Annotated in this window: 14 protein-coding genes and 1 pseudogene; 3 read left to right on the plus strand and 12 right to left on the minus strand. The window is 69.3% G+C overall.

Annotation, left to right across the window (positions count from 1 at the left end):
* Positions 1-64 precede the first annotated feature (64 nt).
* The 4 genes and pseudogenes from P7V53_RS23390 to P7V53_RS23405 all read right to left on the minus strand — a co-directional run bounded on the left by P7V53_RS23390 (position 65) and on the right by P7V53_RS23405 (position 3,696).
* Entirely contained in the window at positions 65-1,048 is a 984-nt protein-coding gene (locus tag P7V53_RS23390) for a GNAT family N-acetyltransferase (protein WP_280151906.1), read from the minus strand.
* Positions 1,011-2,072: an alanine racemase gene (gene alr, locus P7V53_RS23395; RefSeq protein WP_280151907.1), complete on the minus strand. Its 1,062-nt coding sequence runs from the start codon at positions 2,070-2,072 to the stop codon at positions 1,011-1,013. Before alr ends, P7V53_RS23390 begins: the two co-directional genes overlap by 38 nt.
* Positions 2,069-3,360: pseudogene (locus tag P7V53_RS23400) on the minus strand (D-amino acid dehydrogenase). Before P7V53_RS23400 ends, alr begins: the two are co-directional and overlap by 4 nt.
* 213 nt (positions 3,361-3,573) lie before the next feature.
* Entirely contained in the window at positions 3,574-3,696 is a 123-nt protein-coding gene (locus P7V53_RS23405; protein WP_280151908.1) for a hypothetical protein, read from the minus strand.
* Between the two features lie 317 nt (positions 3,697-4,013).
* Between P7V53_RS23405 and P7V53_RS31545 the strand changes: the two genes are divergently transcribed.
* Positions 4,014-4,151, plus strand: coding sequence for a hypothetical protein (locus P7V53_RS31545; RefSeq protein ID WP_348273445.1), 138 nt, complete (start codon positions 4,014-4,016; stop codon positions 4,149-4,151).
* A 178-nt stretch (positions 4,152-4,329) separates the two neighbouring features.
* On the opposite strand, the gene P7V53_RS23415 is transcribed toward P7V53_RS31545, so the two are convergent.
* The 8 genes from P7V53_RS23415 to P7V53_RS23450 all read right to left on the minus strand — a co-directional run bounded on the left by P7V53_RS23415 (position 4,330) and on the right by P7V53_RS23450 (position 14,207).
* The gene (locus P7V53_RS23415; protein ID WP_280151910.1) at positions 4,330-5,796 is read right to left on the minus strand and encodes an NAD-dependent succinate-semialdehyde dehydrogenase; all 1,467 of its coding nucleotides are present in this window, start codon (positions 5,794-5,796) and stop codon (positions 4,330-4,332) included.
* Position 5,797: 1 nt separating this feature from the next.
* Positions 5,798-6,886 carry a tartrate dehydrogenase gene (locus P7V53_RS23420; RefSeq protein ID WP_280151911.1) on the minus strand — a complete coding sequence of 363 codons (1,089 nt, stop codon included), beginning with the start codon at positions 6,884-6,886 and terminating at the stop codon, positions 5,798-5,800.
* A gap of 12 nt (positions 6,887-6,898) precedes the next feature.
* Complete coding sequence (locus P7V53_RS23425; protein ID WP_280151912.1) at positions 6,899-8,527, minus strand: ABC transporter ATP-binding protein; 1,629 nt, start codon at positions 8,525-8,527, stop codon at positions 6,899-6,901.
* Complete coding sequence (locus tag P7V53_RS23430; protein WP_280156594.1) at positions 8,527-9,345, minus strand: ABC transporter permease; 819 nt, start codon at positions 9,343-9,345, stop codon at positions 8,527-8,529. Before P7V53_RS23430 ends, P7V53_RS23425 begins: the two co-directional genes overlap by 1 nt.
* A 223-nt stretch (positions 9,346-9,568) precedes the next feature.
* Positions 9,569-10,525 (minus strand): ABC transporter permease, encoded by a 957-nt coding sequence (locus P7V53_RS23435; RefSeq protein ID WP_280151913.1) that lies wholly within the window; start codon positions 10,523-10,525, stop codon positions 9,569-9,571.
* Positions 10,526-10,541: 16 nt separating this feature from the next.
* A complete protein-coding gene (locus P7V53_RS23440; protein WP_280151914.1) occupies positions 10,542-12,164 on the minus strand; it encodes an ABC transporter substrate-binding protein in 1,623 nt (540 codons plus the stop codon).
* 56 nt (positions 12,165-12,220) lie between these two features.
* Positions 12,221-13,513, minus strand: coding sequence for an FAD-binding oxidoreductase (locus P7V53_RS23445; protein WP_280151915.1), 1,293 nt, complete (start codon positions 13,511-13,513; stop codon positions 12,221-12,223).
* Between the two features lie 28 nt (positions 13,514-13,541).
* Positions 13,542-14,207, minus strand: coding sequence for a haloacid dehalogenase type II (locus P7V53_RS23450; protein ID WP_280151916.1), 666 nt, complete (start codon positions 14,205-14,207; stop codon positions 13,542-13,544).
* Between the two features lie 503 nt (positions 14,208-14,710).
* On the opposite strand from P7V53_RS23450, the gene P7V53_RS23455 reads away from it, so the two are divergent.
* Together P7V53_RS23455 and P7V53_RS23460 are read left to right on the plus strand one after the other, a co-directional pair.
* Positions 14,711-15,583 carry a GNAT family N-acetyltransferase gene (locus P7V53_RS23455; RefSeq protein ID WP_280151917.1) on the plus strand — a complete coding sequence of 291 codons (873 nt, stop codon included), beginning with the start codon at positions 14,711-14,713 and terminating at the stop codon, positions 15,581-15,583.
* The gene (locus P7V53_RS23460) at positions 15,583-16,515 is read left to right on the plus strand and encodes a glyoxylate/hydroxypyruvate reductase A (protein ID WP_280151918.1); all 933 of its coding nucleotides are present in this window, start codon (positions 15,583-15,585) and stop codon (positions 16,513-16,515) included. The genes P7V53_RS23455 and P7V53_RS23460 overlap by 1 nt, the downstream gene beginning before the upstream one ends.
* The last annotated feature ends 173 nt before the right edge of the window (positions 16,516-16,688 follow it).

Raw genomic sequence — 16,688 nt, forward strand, 5'->3', positions numbered from 1 at the left:
CCACGACGCCGTGGGCGATGCGAAGGTCCAGGCGATCCAGCTTGGCATGCCCGTTCACGCGCGCTCACCCCATCGCCTGCGTGATCAGCGCCCAGCCGCCACACGCGGGGCCCCGCGGCGGCAGCCTGCCGCGCACCATGGCGGTCACCCTGCCGGCGTGCTGCAGCCCGAGACTTTCCAGCCACTCGGGCAAGCCGCTTTCCGCGTCGACGTCGATGCGCAGGAAATTGCCGGCGTACAGGTGGCACCAGTGAGCGATCAGGGCGCGCGCGGACGCCATGTCCGGAGCGACCACCGGCCCGATCGCATGCCCGCGTCCGAAACGGCGCAGCACCGAGAAGCCCACCGCCTCGCCGTCGCGATCGAACACGACGACCTCCTCCTCGTTCAGCAGCCGGCGTAGCAGCGAGGGACGCGGCAGCCCTGCGGCCTTCACGTCGAGCGTGGCGAGCACATCGGCGTCGTGCCGGTCCACCGGACGCAGGCGCTCTCCTTCCGCCAGCGCCGGCCGCGCGGTCTTCGCGGAGATTCCCTGATGCTGCCGAATCGATCCGATGCTGCGGAAGCCCAGCCGCTCGTACAGCGGCTCGCCTTCTGCCGTCGCGTGCAGCAGCACGTTGCGTCGCCCGCTGTCCTGCAGCAGCGCGGTCATCAAACGCCGACCGATGCCATGGCCCTGCAGGGCAGGCGAAACGATGACGAGACCGAGCGTGGCGCGGTCGGTGCCCCACAACCAGCGCAGCGCGGTGCCCACGACGCTGCCATCGCGTTCGGCCACAACCCCGGTCCCGTGGGCGAACGCGAACTGCCAGTCCTCCACGCGGTGCGGCCAATTGACTCCGGCCGACAACGCCTGTGCGGCTTCGAGATCGCTGGCGCAGAACGGACGCAGGCGGACGTTGGACGTCAGCGCGGTCAGGGTCGAGTCGTCGTTCGTTGCGGCGTGGAGTCGAAGTGCGGCCATGGTCTTGCGATCGTGAGGAACAAGGGATCGGTGGGGAGCCCGGCCGCTACAAGCCGACGTATCGTTTCGGCGCGCGCTTGGCATTGCACAACAGCTCGTAGGCGATCGTGCCGGCACGCTGCGCGACATCGTCGACCGACACGTCTCGTCCCCAGAGCTCGACCTCGCTGCCCACGCGCGCCGACGGGAGCTCCGTCAGATCCACCGTCAGCATGTCCATCGACACGCGCCCGACGAGCGGCACGCGATGCCCGTCGACGGCGAGCGGTGTGCCGTCGGGCGTGCTGCGCGGATAGCCGTCGGCGTAGCCGAATGCCACCAGGCCGACACGCGTCGGCCGCGTCGCGACGAACCGGCCGCCGTAGCCGACCGGCTCGCCGGCGGCGATCTCGCGCATCGCGACGATCTCGCTGGACACCCGCATGACCGGACGAAGGCCGGTCTGCGGCCCGGCGCCTGCGCCATACAGCGCAATGCCGCAACGCGCCCAATCACGGCGTGCGGCCGGCCAGGACAACACGCCGGCTGAGTTGGCCAAGCTGTACGGGCCGGGCAGGCCAGCGACTGCACTGTCGAAGCGGGAAATCTGCTCCGCGGTGAACGCGCTGTCGCATTCGTCGGCCCGCGCGAAATGGCTCATCAGCGTGATCGAGGACAGCTTGCCGGTCGCCATCAGGCGCGCATGAGCGGCACGGAACGCGTTTGGCGCGAAGCCGCAGCGATGCATGCCGCTGTCGAGCTTCAGCCACACGTGCAAGCTGCCGAGCGGCAGCGAGGAGGACTCGATCATCGCCAGCTGTTCTTCGTGGTGGACGACGATCCACCAGGACTCCAGCAACGCGGTGTGCAGCTCGGCGACGGAGAACACGCCCTCGAGCACGAGCACCGGCGCGCGCACGCCGGCGGCACGCAGCGCCGTCGCTTCGCCGCCGAAGGCAACGGCGAAACCATCCGCCTCCGCGAGAGCACGGGCGCACGCCACGGCACCGTGACCGTACGCGTTGGCTTTCAACACGGCAAGCAGTCGGCCGCCGTGCAGGCGGCGAAGCACGCGGTGGTTGTGCCGCAGTGCGTCCACGTCGACCGTGATGCGGGCTGGGCGGGTCATGTCGCGGGGCGGGCAATCCACCGCGCCGGCGCTGCCGGGCGATAGCGCTCGATGCCGAGCCCTTCCGGGTCGATGTCCGGCCGCCGGCCGAGCATCAGGTCGGCGATCAGGCGGCCGGAGCCGGCCGCCATCGTCCATCCGAGCGTGCCGTGTCCGGTATTGAGGAAGAGGCCGCGCACCGGCGTGGCGCCGACGATGGGCGTGCTGTCGGGCGTCATCGGGCGCAGGCCGGTCCAGAACTCGCCGGCACCGAGGTCGCCGGCGCCGGGGAACGGTCCTGCACCACCATCTCGAGCGTCGCGCGGCGCCGCGGCCGCAGCGCGAGGTCATGGCCCGCAAGCTCGGCCATGCCGCCGATGCGGATGCGGCGGTCGAAGCGGGTGACCGCCACCTTGTAGGTCTCGTCGAGCACCGTCGACACCGGCGCCGACGACTCGTCGCGCACCGGAATGGTCAGCGAATAGCCTTTCACGGGATAGACCGGCACGTCGATGCCGAGCGGCGCAAGCAGCGCGGGCGTGTGGCTGCCGAGTGCGACGACGCAGGCGTCGACGGCCACGCGTTGTTCGCCCAGGCGCACCGCGACGACACTGCCACCTTCGACCTCGAGCCCGCTCACGACCGAGCCGAACTGGAAGCGCACCCCGAGCGCGGCTGCGCGGTCGGCGAGCTGGCGCGTGAACAGATGGCAGTCGCCCGTCTCGTCGTTGGGCAGCCGCAGACCGCCGCTCAATCGGTGCGCCACGCGCGCGAGCGCCGGCTCCGCGCGCGCAAGCTCGTCGCGGCCGAGCAGCTCGAAGGGCACGCCGAAGCCGCGCAGCACCTCGACATCGCGGCCCGCCGCGTCGAGCTGGGCGGCGTTGCGGAAGAGCTGAAGCGTCCCGAGGCTGCGCTGCTCGTACGACAGCCGCGCTCCGGCGCGCAGCTCGCGCAGCACATCGCGGCTGTACTCGGCCAGGCGCATCATGCGGCGCTTGTTGGTCGCGTAGCGCTGCGCGGTGCACTGGCCCAGCATGCGCGCGAGCCACGCCCACTGGCCGAGCGAGCCGTCGGGGCGGATCGCCAGTGGCGCGTGGCGCTGGAACAGCCACTTCAAGGCCTTCAGCGGAACTCCGGGTGCGGCCCACGGCGTCGAATACCCGGGGGACACCTGCCCCGCATTCGCGAAGCTCGTTTCCAACCCGGGACCGTCCTGCCGCTCCAGGACGACGACGTCGGCGCCCGCTCGCGCGAGGTGCCAGGCGGTGGACACGCCGATCACGCCGGCCCCGAGAATCGCTACTCGCATCTGTCCTTCTCCAATGTCATTGCTGTCCCTCGTCATGAAGGCACAAAAGAATAGATGCAGGTACGCAGTGCATGTTGCCGTTGTGGGGCCGCCCATCGGCACGGTCTTGCGTAAGAGAGTCGAGGACCGGCATCTCGTCGTGCCGCCCTGACCTGCGCGGCCAGCCCGTGTTGGATGTTCGCCGGCCTGGTCAAATGACCGGCCCGGGTTCGCTCAGTGCAGCTTGACCAGCGGCCGCGTGCGCCGCGCCATGACGCGGGACAGCGTGGCGAGCTTGAGACCGCCGGCGCCGCCGCCGACGATGACAATCCGGTGCGGGGTCGGCGCGTTGTTCATGCGACTGATTGTCGGCCGCCGACCGTTGAACGATGTGCCGCATCGAAGACCTTCGGCATCAGTCCGTACCGTTGTTCGGCCCGTCGGTGGCACGTCGTGCGGTGCAGTCATGGCGTGTGGCGGAGGCCACGTGATTGCGCATGATCTGCCGCCGGGCGGCACACAACGGCACCAGGCGCTGCGACTGTTGACCTATCTTTCTCGCAGCACAGACAGTCGCGAGAAATGCCATGACGCACTGCATGTTCCCCCCTTCAGCCCACGGGCTGGCGAGCATCGAATTGCGTTTCGTCCACCGGAGGAACGAGCGCAGGTCGTTGGCCTTTCCTTGCGATGCAGCGGGGCGTGTCGACCTGGACGCGCTCGATGAGCACAAGCGCAACGAGTACCTGTTCGCTCGGGCGCTGATGGGGCGTGACTATGCGTTTCCGGTGATGGCCCCGTGCGATCGGTGAAGGCCCGGCGTTCGCGAAGGAACGCGCAGGCAAGCAGGACGTTCCCTCTCCCGCTTGCGGGAGAGGGTCAGGGTGAGGGTGAGCGCGCCGGCCCTCACCCCAGCCCTCTCCCGCAGGCGGGAGAGGGAGTCGCGATCGCTATCGTTCCTCGAGAGCATGTCCTGACCCACGACAGGTCCTAAAGCTGTCCTTGGCACAGGTACTTGAGGTGCATGTACTCGTCGAGGCCATGGATGGAGCCCTCGCGGCCGTAGCCCGATTCCTTGACCCCTCCGAAAGGCGCCGCCTCGGCCGCGAGCGCGCCTTCGTTGATGCCGACAAGGCCGGCTTCCAGCGCCTCGGCCACGCGCCAGATGCGCTTGACGTCACGCGAGTAGAAATACGCGGCCAACCCGTACGGCGTGGCATTGGCTGCCGCCACGACCTCGGCCTCGGTCTCGAAGCGCGTGACCGGCACCACGGGGCCGAAGGTTTCCTCGCAGGCGCAAGCCATCGTCGTGTCGGCTCCGATCAGGACCGTGGGCGCGAAGTAGTTGCGTCCCACTGCCGGGAGCCGCTGTCCTCCCACGAGGATGCGGGCACCGCGGTCGACGGCGTCGCGCACGTGGCGCTCGATCTTGTCGACCGCTCGGGCATTGATCATCGGGCCGATCTGCGAACCGGCGTCGCTGGCAGGCCCGACCTTCAGCGCCGCGACGCGTTCAGCCAGCTTGTCGGCGAAGGTGTCGTGCACGCCGGCCTGCACGTACACGCGGTTGGGGCTCACGCAGGTCTGGCCGCCGTTGCGGAACTTCGCCGCCATGAGTCCTTCGACCGCGGCATCGATGTCGGCATCGTCGAACACGATGAACGGCGCGTTGCCGCCGAGCTCCAGCGAGAGCTTCTTCAGCGTGTCGGCGCTGCGGCGCGCGAGGTGCTTGCCGACCGGCGTCGAGCCGGTGAAGCTGATCTTGCGCACCCGCGGGTCGTCGAGCCAGACGTCGACCACCTCGGCCGCCCGTTCGCGCGAGGCGGTCACGATGTTCAGCACGCCCGGCGGCACGCCGGCTTCTTCCGCGAGCTTGACCAGCGCGAGCGACGTCAGCGGCGTGTCCTCGGCGGGCTTGCACACCACCGTGCAGCCGGCGGCCAGCGCCGGCGCGATCTTGCGCGCGATCATCGCGGCCGGGAAGTTCCAGGGCGTGATCGCGGCGACCACGCCCACCGGCTCCTTCAGCGCAAACATGCGGCGTCCCACCACCGGCGCGGGGATCACGTCGCCGTTGGCGCGCGTCGCCTCTTCGGCGAACCACTCGACGTAGCTGGCGGCATAGGCCACCTCGCCGCGCCCTTCGGCGAGCGGCTTGCCCTGCTCGCGCGAGATCAGCCGGCCCAGGTCCTCCTGGTGCGCCACGATGAGGTCGTTCCAGCGCTTGAGAATCTGCGCGCGTTGCCTGGCAGGGACTGCACGCCATGCGGTGAAGGCGGCATGCGCCGCTTCGAGCGCGGCACGTGCATCGTCTTCACCGCTGTCGGGAACGCTGGCGAAGACGGTGTCGGTCGCCGGATCGGCCACGTCGAATCGGCGTCCCAGCTGTGCCTCGCACCAGCGGCCGATGAAGTTGCGTCCCGGCAGCAGGTCGTCGCGGCGGATGGAAAGCGGCATTTCAGAGTTCCTTCACAAGGTCGGCGATTGCACGGCCGATGTCTTCGGTATGGGCCTGGCCGCCCAGGTCGGGCGTGCGCGGCCCGCGGGCGATGACGGCTTCGATGGCCTTCACGATCGCGTCGTGCGCCGCCCGGCCCGCGCCCTGCCCCTGCGTCAGGAAGTCGAGCATCAGCGCGCCCGACCAGATCATCGCGATCGGGTTCGCGATGCGCTGGCCGAAGATGTCCGGCGCCGAGCCGTGCACCGGCTCGAACAGCGACGGGAACTTGCGCTCCGGGTTGAGGTTCGCGCTCGGCGCCAGCCCGATCGTGCCGGTGGTGGCCGGACCCAGGTCGCTCAGGATGTCGCCGAAGAGGTTGCTCGCGACCACCACGTCGAAGCGCTGCGGCTGCAGCACGAAGCGCGCGCTCAGGATGTCGATGTGCTGCTTGTCGATGGCGACCTCGGGATAGCGCTTGGCCATGTCATCGGCGCGCCCATCCCACCAGGGCATGCTGATCGCGATGCCGTTGCTCTTGGTCGCGACGGTCAGGTGCCTGCGCGGACGCGACTGCGCCAGCTCGAACGCGTACTTCAGCACGCGGTCGGCGCCGAAGCGCGAGAACACCGACTCCTGGATCACGATCTCGCGTTCCGTGCCGGCGTACATCACGCCGCCCAGGTTGGTGTACTCGCCCTCGGTGTTCTCGCGCACCACGAGGTAGTCGATGTCGCCCGGCTTGCGGCCGGCCAAGGGGCACGGCACGCCGTCGAACAGCCGCACCGGCCGCAGGTTGATGTACTGGTCGAACTCGCGGCGGAACTTGAGCAGCGAGCCCCACAGCGACACGTTGTCCGGCACGGCCGCGGGCCAGCCGACAGCGCCGAAGTAGATGGCGTCGACGCCGGCGAGTTCGTCTTTCCAGTCGTCCGGCATCATCTGGCCGTGCTTGGCGTACCAGTCGCAGCTGGCCCACTCGATCTGGCGCAGCTCGAGCGCGAAGCCGAAGCGTTCGGCCGCCACTTCGAGGACCCGCAGGCCCTCGGGCATCACTTCCTTGCCAATGCCGTCGCCGGGAATCGCGGCGATGCGAAAGGTCGGTGTCATGAGTTCGCTCCTTCAGGCCACCAGCGCGGGCCGTTGCTTGTCGAGATCGTCGAGCCAGCCGCGCCTGAGCTCGGGCACCGCGCGCGCGAGCTGCTCATAGTAGGGATGGTGCGGACCGCGGTCGTAGTCGGCACGCGCCACCTGGGCGAGCTTGTGGCCGTTCCGCATGACGACGATCTCGTCGCAGACCGAGCGCACCGTGTGCAGGTCGTGGCTGATGAACAGGTACGACACGCCGAGCTCGCGCCTGAGCTCGGCGATCAGGTCGAGCACCGCGGCGCCGACCACCGTGTCGAGCGCCGATGTCACCTCGTCGCAAAGGATCAGGTCGGGCTCGGCGGCCAGCGCGCGCGCCAGGTTCACGCGCTGCTTCTGCCCGCCCGAGAGCCCGCCGGGCAGCCGGTCGGCCAGGGTGCGGGGCAGCTTCACGATGTCGAGCAGCTCGTCGATGCGCCGGCGCAGCGCGACCCCCTTCAGGCCCTTGTAGAACTCCAGCGGCCGCGCCAGGATGCGCTCGATGGTGTGCGACGGGTTGAGCGCCGTGTCGGCCGACTGGAACACGATCTGGATGCGCCGCAGGTCCTCGCGCGTGCGCTGCGCGAGCGCGGGCGGCAGGGTGCGGCCGTTGAACTGCATCGTGCCGGCGCAGGGAGGCAACAGCCCGGCCACCGCGCGCGCCAGCGTCGTCTTGCCGGAGCCCGATTCGCCGATGACGCCGATCGCCTGGCCGCGCCTGAGCTCGAGGTCGATGTCCTCGATGATCATGATGGCCGGCTTGCCTTGGGCGTCGGGCTTGCCGTAGCCGGCCGACACGCCTTGCACGCGCAGCAGCACGTCGGCGTCCTTTGCGTTGGCGGCCGAAACGCGCGGCGCCGGGCGCGCCGCGGCCAGCAGGCTCTTCGTGTATTCGTTCTGCGGCGCCACGAGGAGTCGCTCGGTCGCGCCGACCTCTCGCATGCAACCGTCGCGCAGGACCAGGATGTGATCGGCCATCTGCGCGACGACCGCGAGGTCGTGGCTGACGTAGACCGCCGTCACCTGCCGCTCGCGCACGACGCGGCGGAAGGCGCGCAGCACCTCGACCTGCGTCGTGACGTCGAGTGCCGTCGTCGGCTCGTCGAGGATCACGACCTCGGGATCGGTGATCAGCGCCATGGCCGCCATCAGGCGCTGCAGCTGCCCGCCGGAAACCTGGTGCGGGTAGCGCTGGCCGATCGATTCGGGTTCGGGCAGCGCCAGCTCTCGGAACAACTGGATGGCCTTCAGCTCGGCCTCCCCGCGGCGCATCGTGCCGTGCAGGACGGCAGGCTCGACGACCTGGTCGAGGATCGTGCGCGCCGGATCGAACGAAGCCGCCGCGCTCTGGGCGATGTAGGTCACGGTGCGGCCGCGCAGCGCACGCAACTGCCGAGCATCGAGCGCGAGCACGTCGACGTCGCCGATGCGCACGCTGCCGCCGCTGATGCGGCAGCCGCGCCGTGCATAGCCCATCAGCGCCAGCGCGGTGGTGGTCTTGCCGGAACCGGATTCGCCGATCAGTGCGAGCACCTCGCCCGGCTGGATCGTGAAGCTCAAGGCATCGACGAGCGTCGCGCCGCCGGCGGTGATGGTGAGATCCTTGACAAGGACGGGACTTCCCATCACCTTGCTCCTCGTTCGCGGGCCCCGCGGCCCGGCAGGTTGTCGATCACCAGGTTGACCGCGATCGTCAGGCTCGCGATCGCGAGCGACGGTGCGATCACCGATGCGCCGCCTTCCGCGAGCGCGCCGATGTTCTCGCGCACCAGCGAACCCCAGTCGGCCGCCGGCGGCTGCACGCCGAGGCCGAGGAAGCTCAGGCTGGCAAGCAGCAGCACCACGTAGACGAAACGCAGGCCGAGGTCGGCGAGCATGGGTCCGGCGATGTTGGGCAGGATCTCGCGCAGCATCACGTAGCCCGTGCCCTCGCCGCGCGTGCGCGCGACGGTCACGTAGTCGAGCGCATTGATGTTCACCGCCAGCGAGCGCGCGATGCGGTAGGCACCCGGCACGTAGATGATCGCTGCGGCGACGACGAGCATCGGCATCGAGGAGCCGAAGCCGGCGACGATCAGCAGCGCGAACATCTTGCTGGGAATCGCCGTCAGCGTGTCCAGCCCGCGGCTCAGTGTCGCGTCGATCCAGCGGCCGCTTGCTGCAGCCAGCAGCGCGAGCAGGGTGCCGGTGCCGCTGGCCAGGAGCGTGGCGAGAAACGCCACGCCGACGGTGTAGCGCGAACCCTCGATCACGCGGGCCAGCATGTCGCGGCCCAGGTAGTCGGTGCCCAGCCAGTGAGCCGCGCTGATCGGTGCGAACACGGCGCCGCCGCCGGCCGCGCCGGTGCGCGACAGCAGCGTCGGGCCGAAGACCGCGGCCATCGCCCAGAACGCGACGACGCCCAAGCCGATCCAGCCGGAGATGCCGAAGTACGCGAGCCGCATGCGCCACGGCGACGGGACGCTGCCCACGTGAGCTTCGGTGGTGGTGATGGCCGACATGGTTGGGTCCTTCAATGCATCCGCTGCACGGATGAAGCACCGGCAGGCTCCTTCCTCCGCTGGCGGGGGAAGGCGGGTGATGAGGGTGAGCGCGATGCGTCGGCCCTCACCCCGGAGCAGCCGGGGGTCAGCGCTTGTTTCTCGGGTGAATCCATCTTGTGCCCTCTCAGCGATGGCGCAACCGCGGATTCGCCAAGATGCCGAAGACGTCGGCCGTCGTCACGAGTATCAGGTAGCCGGCGCAGAACAGCATTGCGCAGGCCTGCACCAGCGGCATGTCGCGCTGCGACACGCCATCGACCATCAGCTTCGCGATGCCGGGGTAGTTGAAGATCGTCTCGACGATGATGACGCCGCCGAGCAGGTACGACAGGCTCAGCGCGACGGCGTTCGCGATCGGGCCGACCGCGTTGGGCAGCGCGTGCGCCAGCACGATGCGCAGCGGCGATGCGCCCTTCAGGCGCACCATCTCGATGTACGGCGCCTCCAGCTGGTCGATCACCGCGGCGCGGCTCATGCGCATCATCTGCGCGACGATGACGCAGCACAGCGTCAGCACCGGCATCGCGAAGGCGCGCAGCAGCTGGCCGAGCGACTCGATGTCGCTGACGTACGAGAGCGCCGGCAGCCATTTCAACTGGACGGCGAACACCAGCACCGCGAGCGTGGCGACAAGGAACTCCGGTACCGAGACCACCGCCACCGCGCTGGTGGACGCGGCACGGTCGAACCACGAGCCGCGCCACACTGCCGACGCGACGCCGAGCGTGAGCGCGATCGGCACCGAGAACAGCGCCGTCACCGCGGCCAGAAGCAGCGAATTCGGCAGCCGGCTGCCAATGAGCTCGGCCACGGGCAGCTGCGTCGTCGACGATGTTCCCAGATCGCCGCGCACCATTGCGCCGAGCCAGCGCAGGTAGCGCCGCGGCGCGGGCACGTCCAGGCCCATCTGGGCGCGCAGCGCCGCGAGCGCCTCGGGCGTCGCATCCTGGCCGAGCTGCTCCTGCGCCGCGTCGCCCGGCAGCACCGCGGTGATCGCGAAGACGATCACCGAGACCGCCAGCAGGGAGAGCAGCGCCAGCGCGATGCGCTGGGCCAGCAGCTTGAGAACGAGGGCGTTCATCGCTGAGTCTTTCGCGTCAGGCCGCCGTCTCGAGCCACACGTTCTCGGCGAAGTTGTAGCCCATCAGGCCGCCCACCGGGATCGGCGACAGGCCTTTCAGCTTCGCGCTGTGGCCGTCCAGGCTGGCCAGGAACAGCGGGATGCCGATGCCGGCCTGCTCGTGGATCATGGTCTGCAGGTCGGCATACATCTGCTTGCGCTTGGCCAGGTCGGTCTCGGCGCGAGCGGCGACGAGCACCTGGTCGAACTTCTCGCTCTTCCAGCGCGACTCGTTCCACTGCGCGTCGGACTTGAAGAACTGCGTCAGCAGGATGTCGGCGCTCGGCCGCGGGTTGACGTTGCCGAAGCCCACCGGGCTGTTCAGCCAGTGGTTGCTCCAGTAGCCGTCGGCCGGCATGCGCTTGACGTCGAGGTCAAGGCCGACGCCCTTGGCCGTCTGCTGCATCACCAGCGCCATCTCGACCGAGTACAGCGCCGCCGGCGACGCGACGACCGGCACCGCGCCGCTCACGCCGGCCTTCTTCAGGTGGAACTTCGCCTTCTCCGGATCGAACGCTCGCTGCGGCAGGCCTGCGAAGTAGAAGCGGTTCGTCGGATCGACAGGCTGGTCGTTGGCCACCACTGCCTGGTCGAGCGCGATCGTCTTCTTCATCTGCTCGCGGTCGAACAGGTGCTTCATCGCCAGCACGAAGTCGGGGTTCGTGCCCGGCCCGACATCCTTGCGCATGATCAGGTCCGAGTACTGGCCCGATTGCGTCTTGAAGACCGCGAACCCCGGCGTGCCGGTGATGCGAGCCACCGAGCGTGGGTTCACCGAGCCGACCAGCTCCATGCCGCCGGACAGCAGCGCGTTGACGCGCGCGCTTTCGTCGCCGATGCCGACGAACTCGATCTCGTCGAGATAGGGCTTGCCGGGCTTCCAGTAGTTCTCGTTGCGCACCACCACCGAGCGCACGCCCGGCTTGAACTCCTTCAGCTTGTACGGCCCGGTGCCGATGCCGGCGGCGAAGTCGGTGGTGCCTTCCTTGACGATGTGGAAGTGGAAGGTGCCGACGATGACGGGCAGGTCCGCGTTCGGTGAAGTCAGCACGACCGTCACCTCGTTGGGGCCGGTGGCCTTCACGCTCTCGATCTGGTCGGCCAGCACCTTCGCCTTGGAGGCGGTTGCCGGGTCCTTGTGGCGCGAGATCGAGTACACGACGTCGGCCGGCGTGAGCGCCTTGCCGTCGTGGAAGGTCACGCCCTTGCGAAGCGTGAACACCCAGGTCTTGGCGTCCTTGGTCGTGAACGACTCGGCCAGCGCGGGCTGCGGCGTCAGGCTGCCGTCCAGCGAGGTTAGCCCGTTGTAGATCATGTTGCAGCGCGAGTAGTCGGTCTGGTTGGACTGCTTCGCCGGATCCAGCGTATCGGTGGCGGCCGCCGTGGCGCCGGCCACGCGGATCTTGCCGCCGCGCTTGGGCGTCTGCGCGTGCGCCGAAAGCGCCGTCGTCGCGAGGCCGCCGGCCAGGGTGGCCTGCATGCCGCCGGCCATCAGCATGGCGAGGATGTCGCGACGCGTCGCGCCGCGCTGCAGCGCACCAAACAGGCGCCGGCTTTCTTCCGGGCCGACGAAAGTGTCGAGAGGCTTGCGATCTGTCATGGTGCTCGCTCCTGAGTCCAAGGGTTGTCGTGTCATCGTGAAAAAAGAAGCCGCCCTCAGGCGAACCTGTCCTTCAAGCGGAAATACAGGCCCACCGCGGGCAGGAACCACGGCGGACCCAGGTGTCCGGGAATCGCAGGCCACTCGCGCCCGCGCCACGGATTGGCCGACACGTCGCCGGCCATCACCGCGGCCATGCGCTCGCCCATCAGCACCGACATCTGCGTGCCGTGGCCGCTGTAGCCGGTCGAATAGAACAGGCCGTCGTGCTCGCCGGCATGCGGCAGCCGGTCCTGCGTCATGTCCACCAAACCGCCCCAGCAGTAATCGATGCCGACGCCCGCGAGCGACGGGAAGGTCTCCACCATGCCTGCGCGCAGGATCTCGCCGCTCTTCGCGTCCGACACCGGGTTGCTGACCCCGAAGCGTGCGCGCCCGCCGAACACCAGCCGGTGTTCGGCCGTGAGGCGGAAGTAGTGGTGGATGTTGGCGACCGTCACGTAGGTGCGGCGCTCGCGCAGCAGCGCGCTCGCGCGCTCCGCTCCAAGCGGCTCGGTGACGACGATGAAGCTGCCGATCGGCACGATGCGCCGGCGCAGCCAGCCGAAGCTCGCGTAGCCGCCATGTCGTGCCGCGCCGTTGGCCAGCAGCACCTGCTGCGCCTGCAGGCTGCCGCGGCTGGTGTGCACACGGTGGGCCTGACCCGCGCCGAGCCTCTCCAGGCGCTGCACGCAGGTGCCGGTGCGGATCTGCGCACCGCGCCGCTCTGCCGCCTGCGCGAGCCCGTGGGCGAAGCGGCCCATGTGCATCTGGCCGCTGCGCTTGTAGAGCAGACCGCCGGCGAAGCGGTCGCTGTCGACCTCGGCGCGCACGCGCGCCGCATCGAGGATCTCCACGTCGCGGTCGACGCCTTCGCGCACCAGCCGCTCGGCACTGCGCGACAGCGCTTCCAGCTGCGCAGGCTTCGTCGCAAGCTTCAGCTTGCCGTGGCGAACGAAGTCGCAGTCGATCGCTTCGTCCCGCACGATGCGTTCGACCGCGTCGACCGCCGCGTCGTAGGCGTGATACCAGGCTCGCGCACGTTCTGCCCCGACCTTGGCGGCCACCTCGGCATAGTCGACCGCGAGCCCGTTGTTGACGTGGCCGCCGTTGCGCCCCGAGGCCTCCGCGGCGACACGCTCGCCCGCCTCCAGCACGACGACCGACGCGCCACGCCGTGCCAGCGCGAGCGCCGCCGACAGCCCGGTGAAGCCGCCGCCGACGATGGCGACGTCGCACTGCGAGGGCAGTTCCGCCGCGCGCGGCACGAAGGCCGGCGCGGAAGCGGTCCAGTACGACTCGAGCTTCATCCTTCGATACCTCAGGACGTACGGGTCATCAGAGGCCCACGACGCCCGGCAGGCCGCCGATGTCCTGGATCTCGACGTAGCGGTATGCCGGATTGCCGGGACCGTGGCCGCGGTTCACGAAGACCTTGTTGACGATGCCCAGGTCGTCGGCCGACATCAGGTCGTAGCGCAGGCTCGAAGAGACATGGAGCAGGTCTTCCGGATTGCAGCCGAGCGAATCGAGCATGAACTCGAAGGCCTTGAGGCGCGGCTTGTACGCCTGCGCCTGCTGCGCCGTGTAGACACGATGGAACGGCGCGCCGAGCTTTGCGACGTTCTGCTGGATCTGGTCGTCCGACGCGTTCGACAGGATCACGAGCGGGATCTCGTTCGCGATCTTGGAGAGCCCGGCGGGCACGTCGTCGTGCGGACCCCAGGTGGGCACGGCATCGTAGTACTGCTGCGCTTCGGCGTCGAGGTACTGCAGCTTCCACTTGCGGCACAAGCGGCGCAGCGAGTTCTTCAGCACCGTCTCGTAGGGCTGCCAGTCGCCGAGCACCTCGTCGAAACGGTAGGCGCTGAAGTCGGCGATGAACTGCTCCATGCGTTCGGCCGGAATGCGATCGGCGAACATCTTGCGCGCCATGTCGCCCATGCGAAAGCGCGTCAGCGTGCCGTAGCAGTCGAAGGTGATGTACTTGGGTCGCATCTTCATGGTCTCGCGGTGTCGTTGGGGAACTTGTGTGACGGCGTCATTGCATCACGGGGGCACCGTGCACATATCGTGAATTGCGGCCCGCGCCGCATCGAAGCTGCCGTTTGGCGGGCCTGGCACGGCATGCCGTGCCGTGCGCCCCGCTCGTGTGCGCGATGCACCTCATGCGGCCGAAATCGATCAGCACGCTCTTGCGGCGCAGGTTGGCCTCGACCGCGCGGCGGCCCGCGGGGCGGCCCCCGATGAAGTGGCCGCGGGGCACCTGGAATGAAGCGGGATCGGAGTGAGGCATCTCGCTGACGGCGTCGTGGATTTGGCCCAAATGCTAGGCGTGGGGCCGCGGCATTTGTGGCTGTTCAGGTCGCGCGTACAACGCCGTTATTGCAAAGCGCCCCCCCGCCGCAGCGCATGCTGTCGAATTGGCTGCAAGCCCTCGTTCGGACTGGCGTCGAGCCGCGATTGCGCCCAACATAAGCACACACGTCCATTGGGAGAACGACACGATGGGTGCAATCGAAGCACCGGTTTCCGACGGCGTCGCGCTGCGCGCGATGACTGCGGACGACCTCGGCGCCGCACATGCGCTGACCGACGAACTGCGCTGGCCGCACCGACCAGCCGACTGGGAACAGGCATTCCGGCATGGCGAAGGCTTCGTCGCCGTGCGCGACGGGCAGGTCGTCGGCACAGGACTGCGCTGGCGCTGGGGGCCGCGACACGCGACGGTCGGGCTCATCGTCGTCGCGCCGGCGTGCCAGGGGCGGCGCATCGGTCACCGCCTCATGACGGCGCTGCTTGAAGGGCTCGAACAGCACACCGTGCTGCTGCACGCCACGGCCGATGGGCGCGGCCTGTACGAGCGGCTCGGCTTCGTGCGCATCGGCGAGGTGCGGCAGCACCAGGGCATTGCGCAGCCCACCCCGCCGATCGCACTCGATGCCGGCTGGCGCATGCGCCCCGCGACCGAGGCCGATCTTGAAAAGCTGCGCGCGCTCGACGCCGACGCACGCGGCATGCCGCGCGACGCACTCATCGACGAGCTGTACCGCGACGCCGAGGCGACGGTCGTGCTCGACCACGACGACCATGCCTGCGGCTTCGCGATCCTGCGCCGCTTCGGTCGCGGCCACGCGATCGGTCCGGTGGTCGCGCCGAACGCCGAAGGTGCGAAGGCGCTGATCGCGCACCTGTCGGGTTTGAACGCCGGCCGCTTCACCCGCATCGACATTGATTTCGACAGCGGCCTGGCCGAGTGGGTCGAAACCCTCGGCCTGCTGCGCGTCGACGCACCGACCACCATGCTGCGCGGCGCGCCGCTGCCCACGCGCCAGGACGGGCCGCGCTTGTATGGCATCGTCACGCAGGCGCTCGGGTGATGCGGCCGGTGTTTGTCTACAAGGCGGACCCGCAGCGCGGTCGCCAATGGGCCGAGATCTTCCGCCGGGAGGCACCGGAGATCGACTTTCGCCTCTGGCCCGAAGTCGGTGATGCGGCCGACGTGCGCTTTCTCGCCGCCTGGGAGCCGCCGGCGGACCTCGCGACCCGATTTCCGAACCTGCAACTGTTGCTGTCCACCGGCGCCGGCGTCGACCAGTTCGACTTCGCCGTGCTGCCGCCCGACCTGCCGGTCGTGCGCATGGTCGAGCCGGGCATCGTGCAGGGCATGGTCGAGTACGTCACGCACGCGGTGCTCGACCTGCATCGCGACATGCCGGCGTACCGCCGCGCACAGCAGCAGCGGCAATGGCAAGTCATTCCCGTGCGGCCCGCGTCCGAGCGGCGCATCGGCGTGCTCGGCCTGGGCTCGCTCGGGCACGCCGTGCTGGACAGACTCGTCTCGTTCGGCTTCGACTGCGCGGGCTGGAGCCGCTCCCGCCACGACGTGGCCGGCGTGCGCTGCCATGCCGGCGCCGACGAGCTCGACGGCTTTCTCGCGCGCAGCGAGATCCTCGTGTGCCTGCTGCCGCTGACCGATGCGACGCGCGGCTTCCTGAATGCAGCGCTGTTCGCGAAGCTTCCGCGGGGCGCAAGCCTGGTGCATGTCGGGCGCGGGCCCCACCTCGTCACGCACGACCTGCTGCAAGCACTCGACGAAGGCCATCTCGCCGAAGCCGTGCTCGACGTCACCGACCCCGAGCCGCTGCCGCCCGATCACGCACTGTGGCCGCATCCGCGCGTGCGCCTCACGCCGCACATCGCGAGCATGACGCAGCCGCAAACCGCGGCGCGCGTGGCGATCGACAACCTGCGTCGGTTCGAACGCGGGGAAACGTTGATCGGGCTGGTCGACCGAACGCGCGGCTATTGATCTCGATCAGGCTTGCTCCCTCTCCCGCCCGGGGGATAGGGCTGGGGTGAGGGAGTCAAGCACTTGCACCGCGGACACCCGCGGCATCATCTGCCGAAGCGGACTCCACAACGACATCAAGCGCGGCGCCAGGCCCTCAAAGCAGCACCACGCTGCGCGGGCTCGCTCCTAAG

The organism is Piscinibacter sp. XHJ-5 (assembly GCF_029855045.1).
In the GTDB taxonomy this organism is placed as follows: Bacteria; Pseudomonadota; Gammaproteobacteria; order Burkholderiales; family Burkholderiaceae_C; genus Albitalea.

What these genes read in the sequence shown, in the direction of transcription:
- P7V53_RS23390 (WP_280151906.1), bottom strand. Translation starts at nt 1,048, where the DNA reads ATGCCAAGCGCGCGCCGAAACGATACGTCGGCTTGTAGCGGCCGGGCT.
- alr (WP_280151907.1), bottom strand. Translation starts at nt 2,072, where the DNA reads ATGACCCGCCCAGCCCGCATCACGGTCGACGTGGACGCACTGCGGCAC.
- P7V53_RS23405 (WP_280151908.1), bottom strand. Translation starts at nt 3,696, where the DNA reads ATGAACAACGCGCCGACCCCGCACCGGATTGTCATCGTCGGCGGCGGC.
- P7V53_RS23415 (WP_280151910.1), bottom strand. Translation starts at nt 5,796, where the DNA reads ATGCCGCTTTCCATCCGCCGCGACGACCTGCTGCCGGGACGCAACTTC.
- P7V53_RS23420 (WP_280151911.1), bottom strand. Translation starts at nt 6,886, where the DNA reads ATGACACCGACCTTTCGCATCGCCGCGATTCCCGGCGACGGCATTGGC.
- P7V53_RS23425 (WP_280151912.1), bottom strand. Translation starts at nt 8,527, where the DNA reads ATGGGAAGTCCCGTCCTTGTCAAGGATCTCACCATCACCGCCGGCGGC.
- P7V53_RS23430 (WP_280156594.1), bottom strand. Translation starts at nt 9,345, where the DNA reads ATGCGGCTCGCGTACTTCGGCATCTCCGGCTGGATCGGCTTGGGCGTC.
- P7V53_RS23435 (WP_280151913.1), bottom strand. Translation starts at nt 10,525, where the DNA reads ATGAACGCCCTCGTTCTCAAGCTGCTGGCCCAGCGCATCGCGCTGGCG.
- P7V53_RS23440 (WP_280151914.1), bottom strand. Translation starts at nt 12,164, where the DNA reads ATGACAGATCGCAAGCCTCTCGACACTTTCGTCGGCCCGGAAGAAAGC.
- P7V53_RS23445 (WP_280151915.1), bottom strand. Translation starts at nt 13,513, where the DNA reads ATGAAGCTCGAGTCGTACTGGACCGCTTCCGCGCCGGCCTTCGTGCCG.
- P7V53_RS23450 (WP_280151916.1), bottom strand. Translation starts at nt 14,207, where the DNA reads ATGAAGATGCGACCCAAGTACATCACCTTCGACTGCTACGGCACGCTG.
- P7V53_RS23455 (WP_280151917.1), top strand. Translation starts at nt 14,711, where the DNA reads ATGGGTGCAATCGAAGCACCGGTTTCCGACGGCGTCGCGCTGCGCGCG.
- P7V53_RS23460 (WP_280151918.1), top strand. Translation starts at nt 15,583, where the DNA reads ATGCGGCCGGTGTTTGTCTACAAGGCGGACCCGCAGCGCGGTCGCCAA.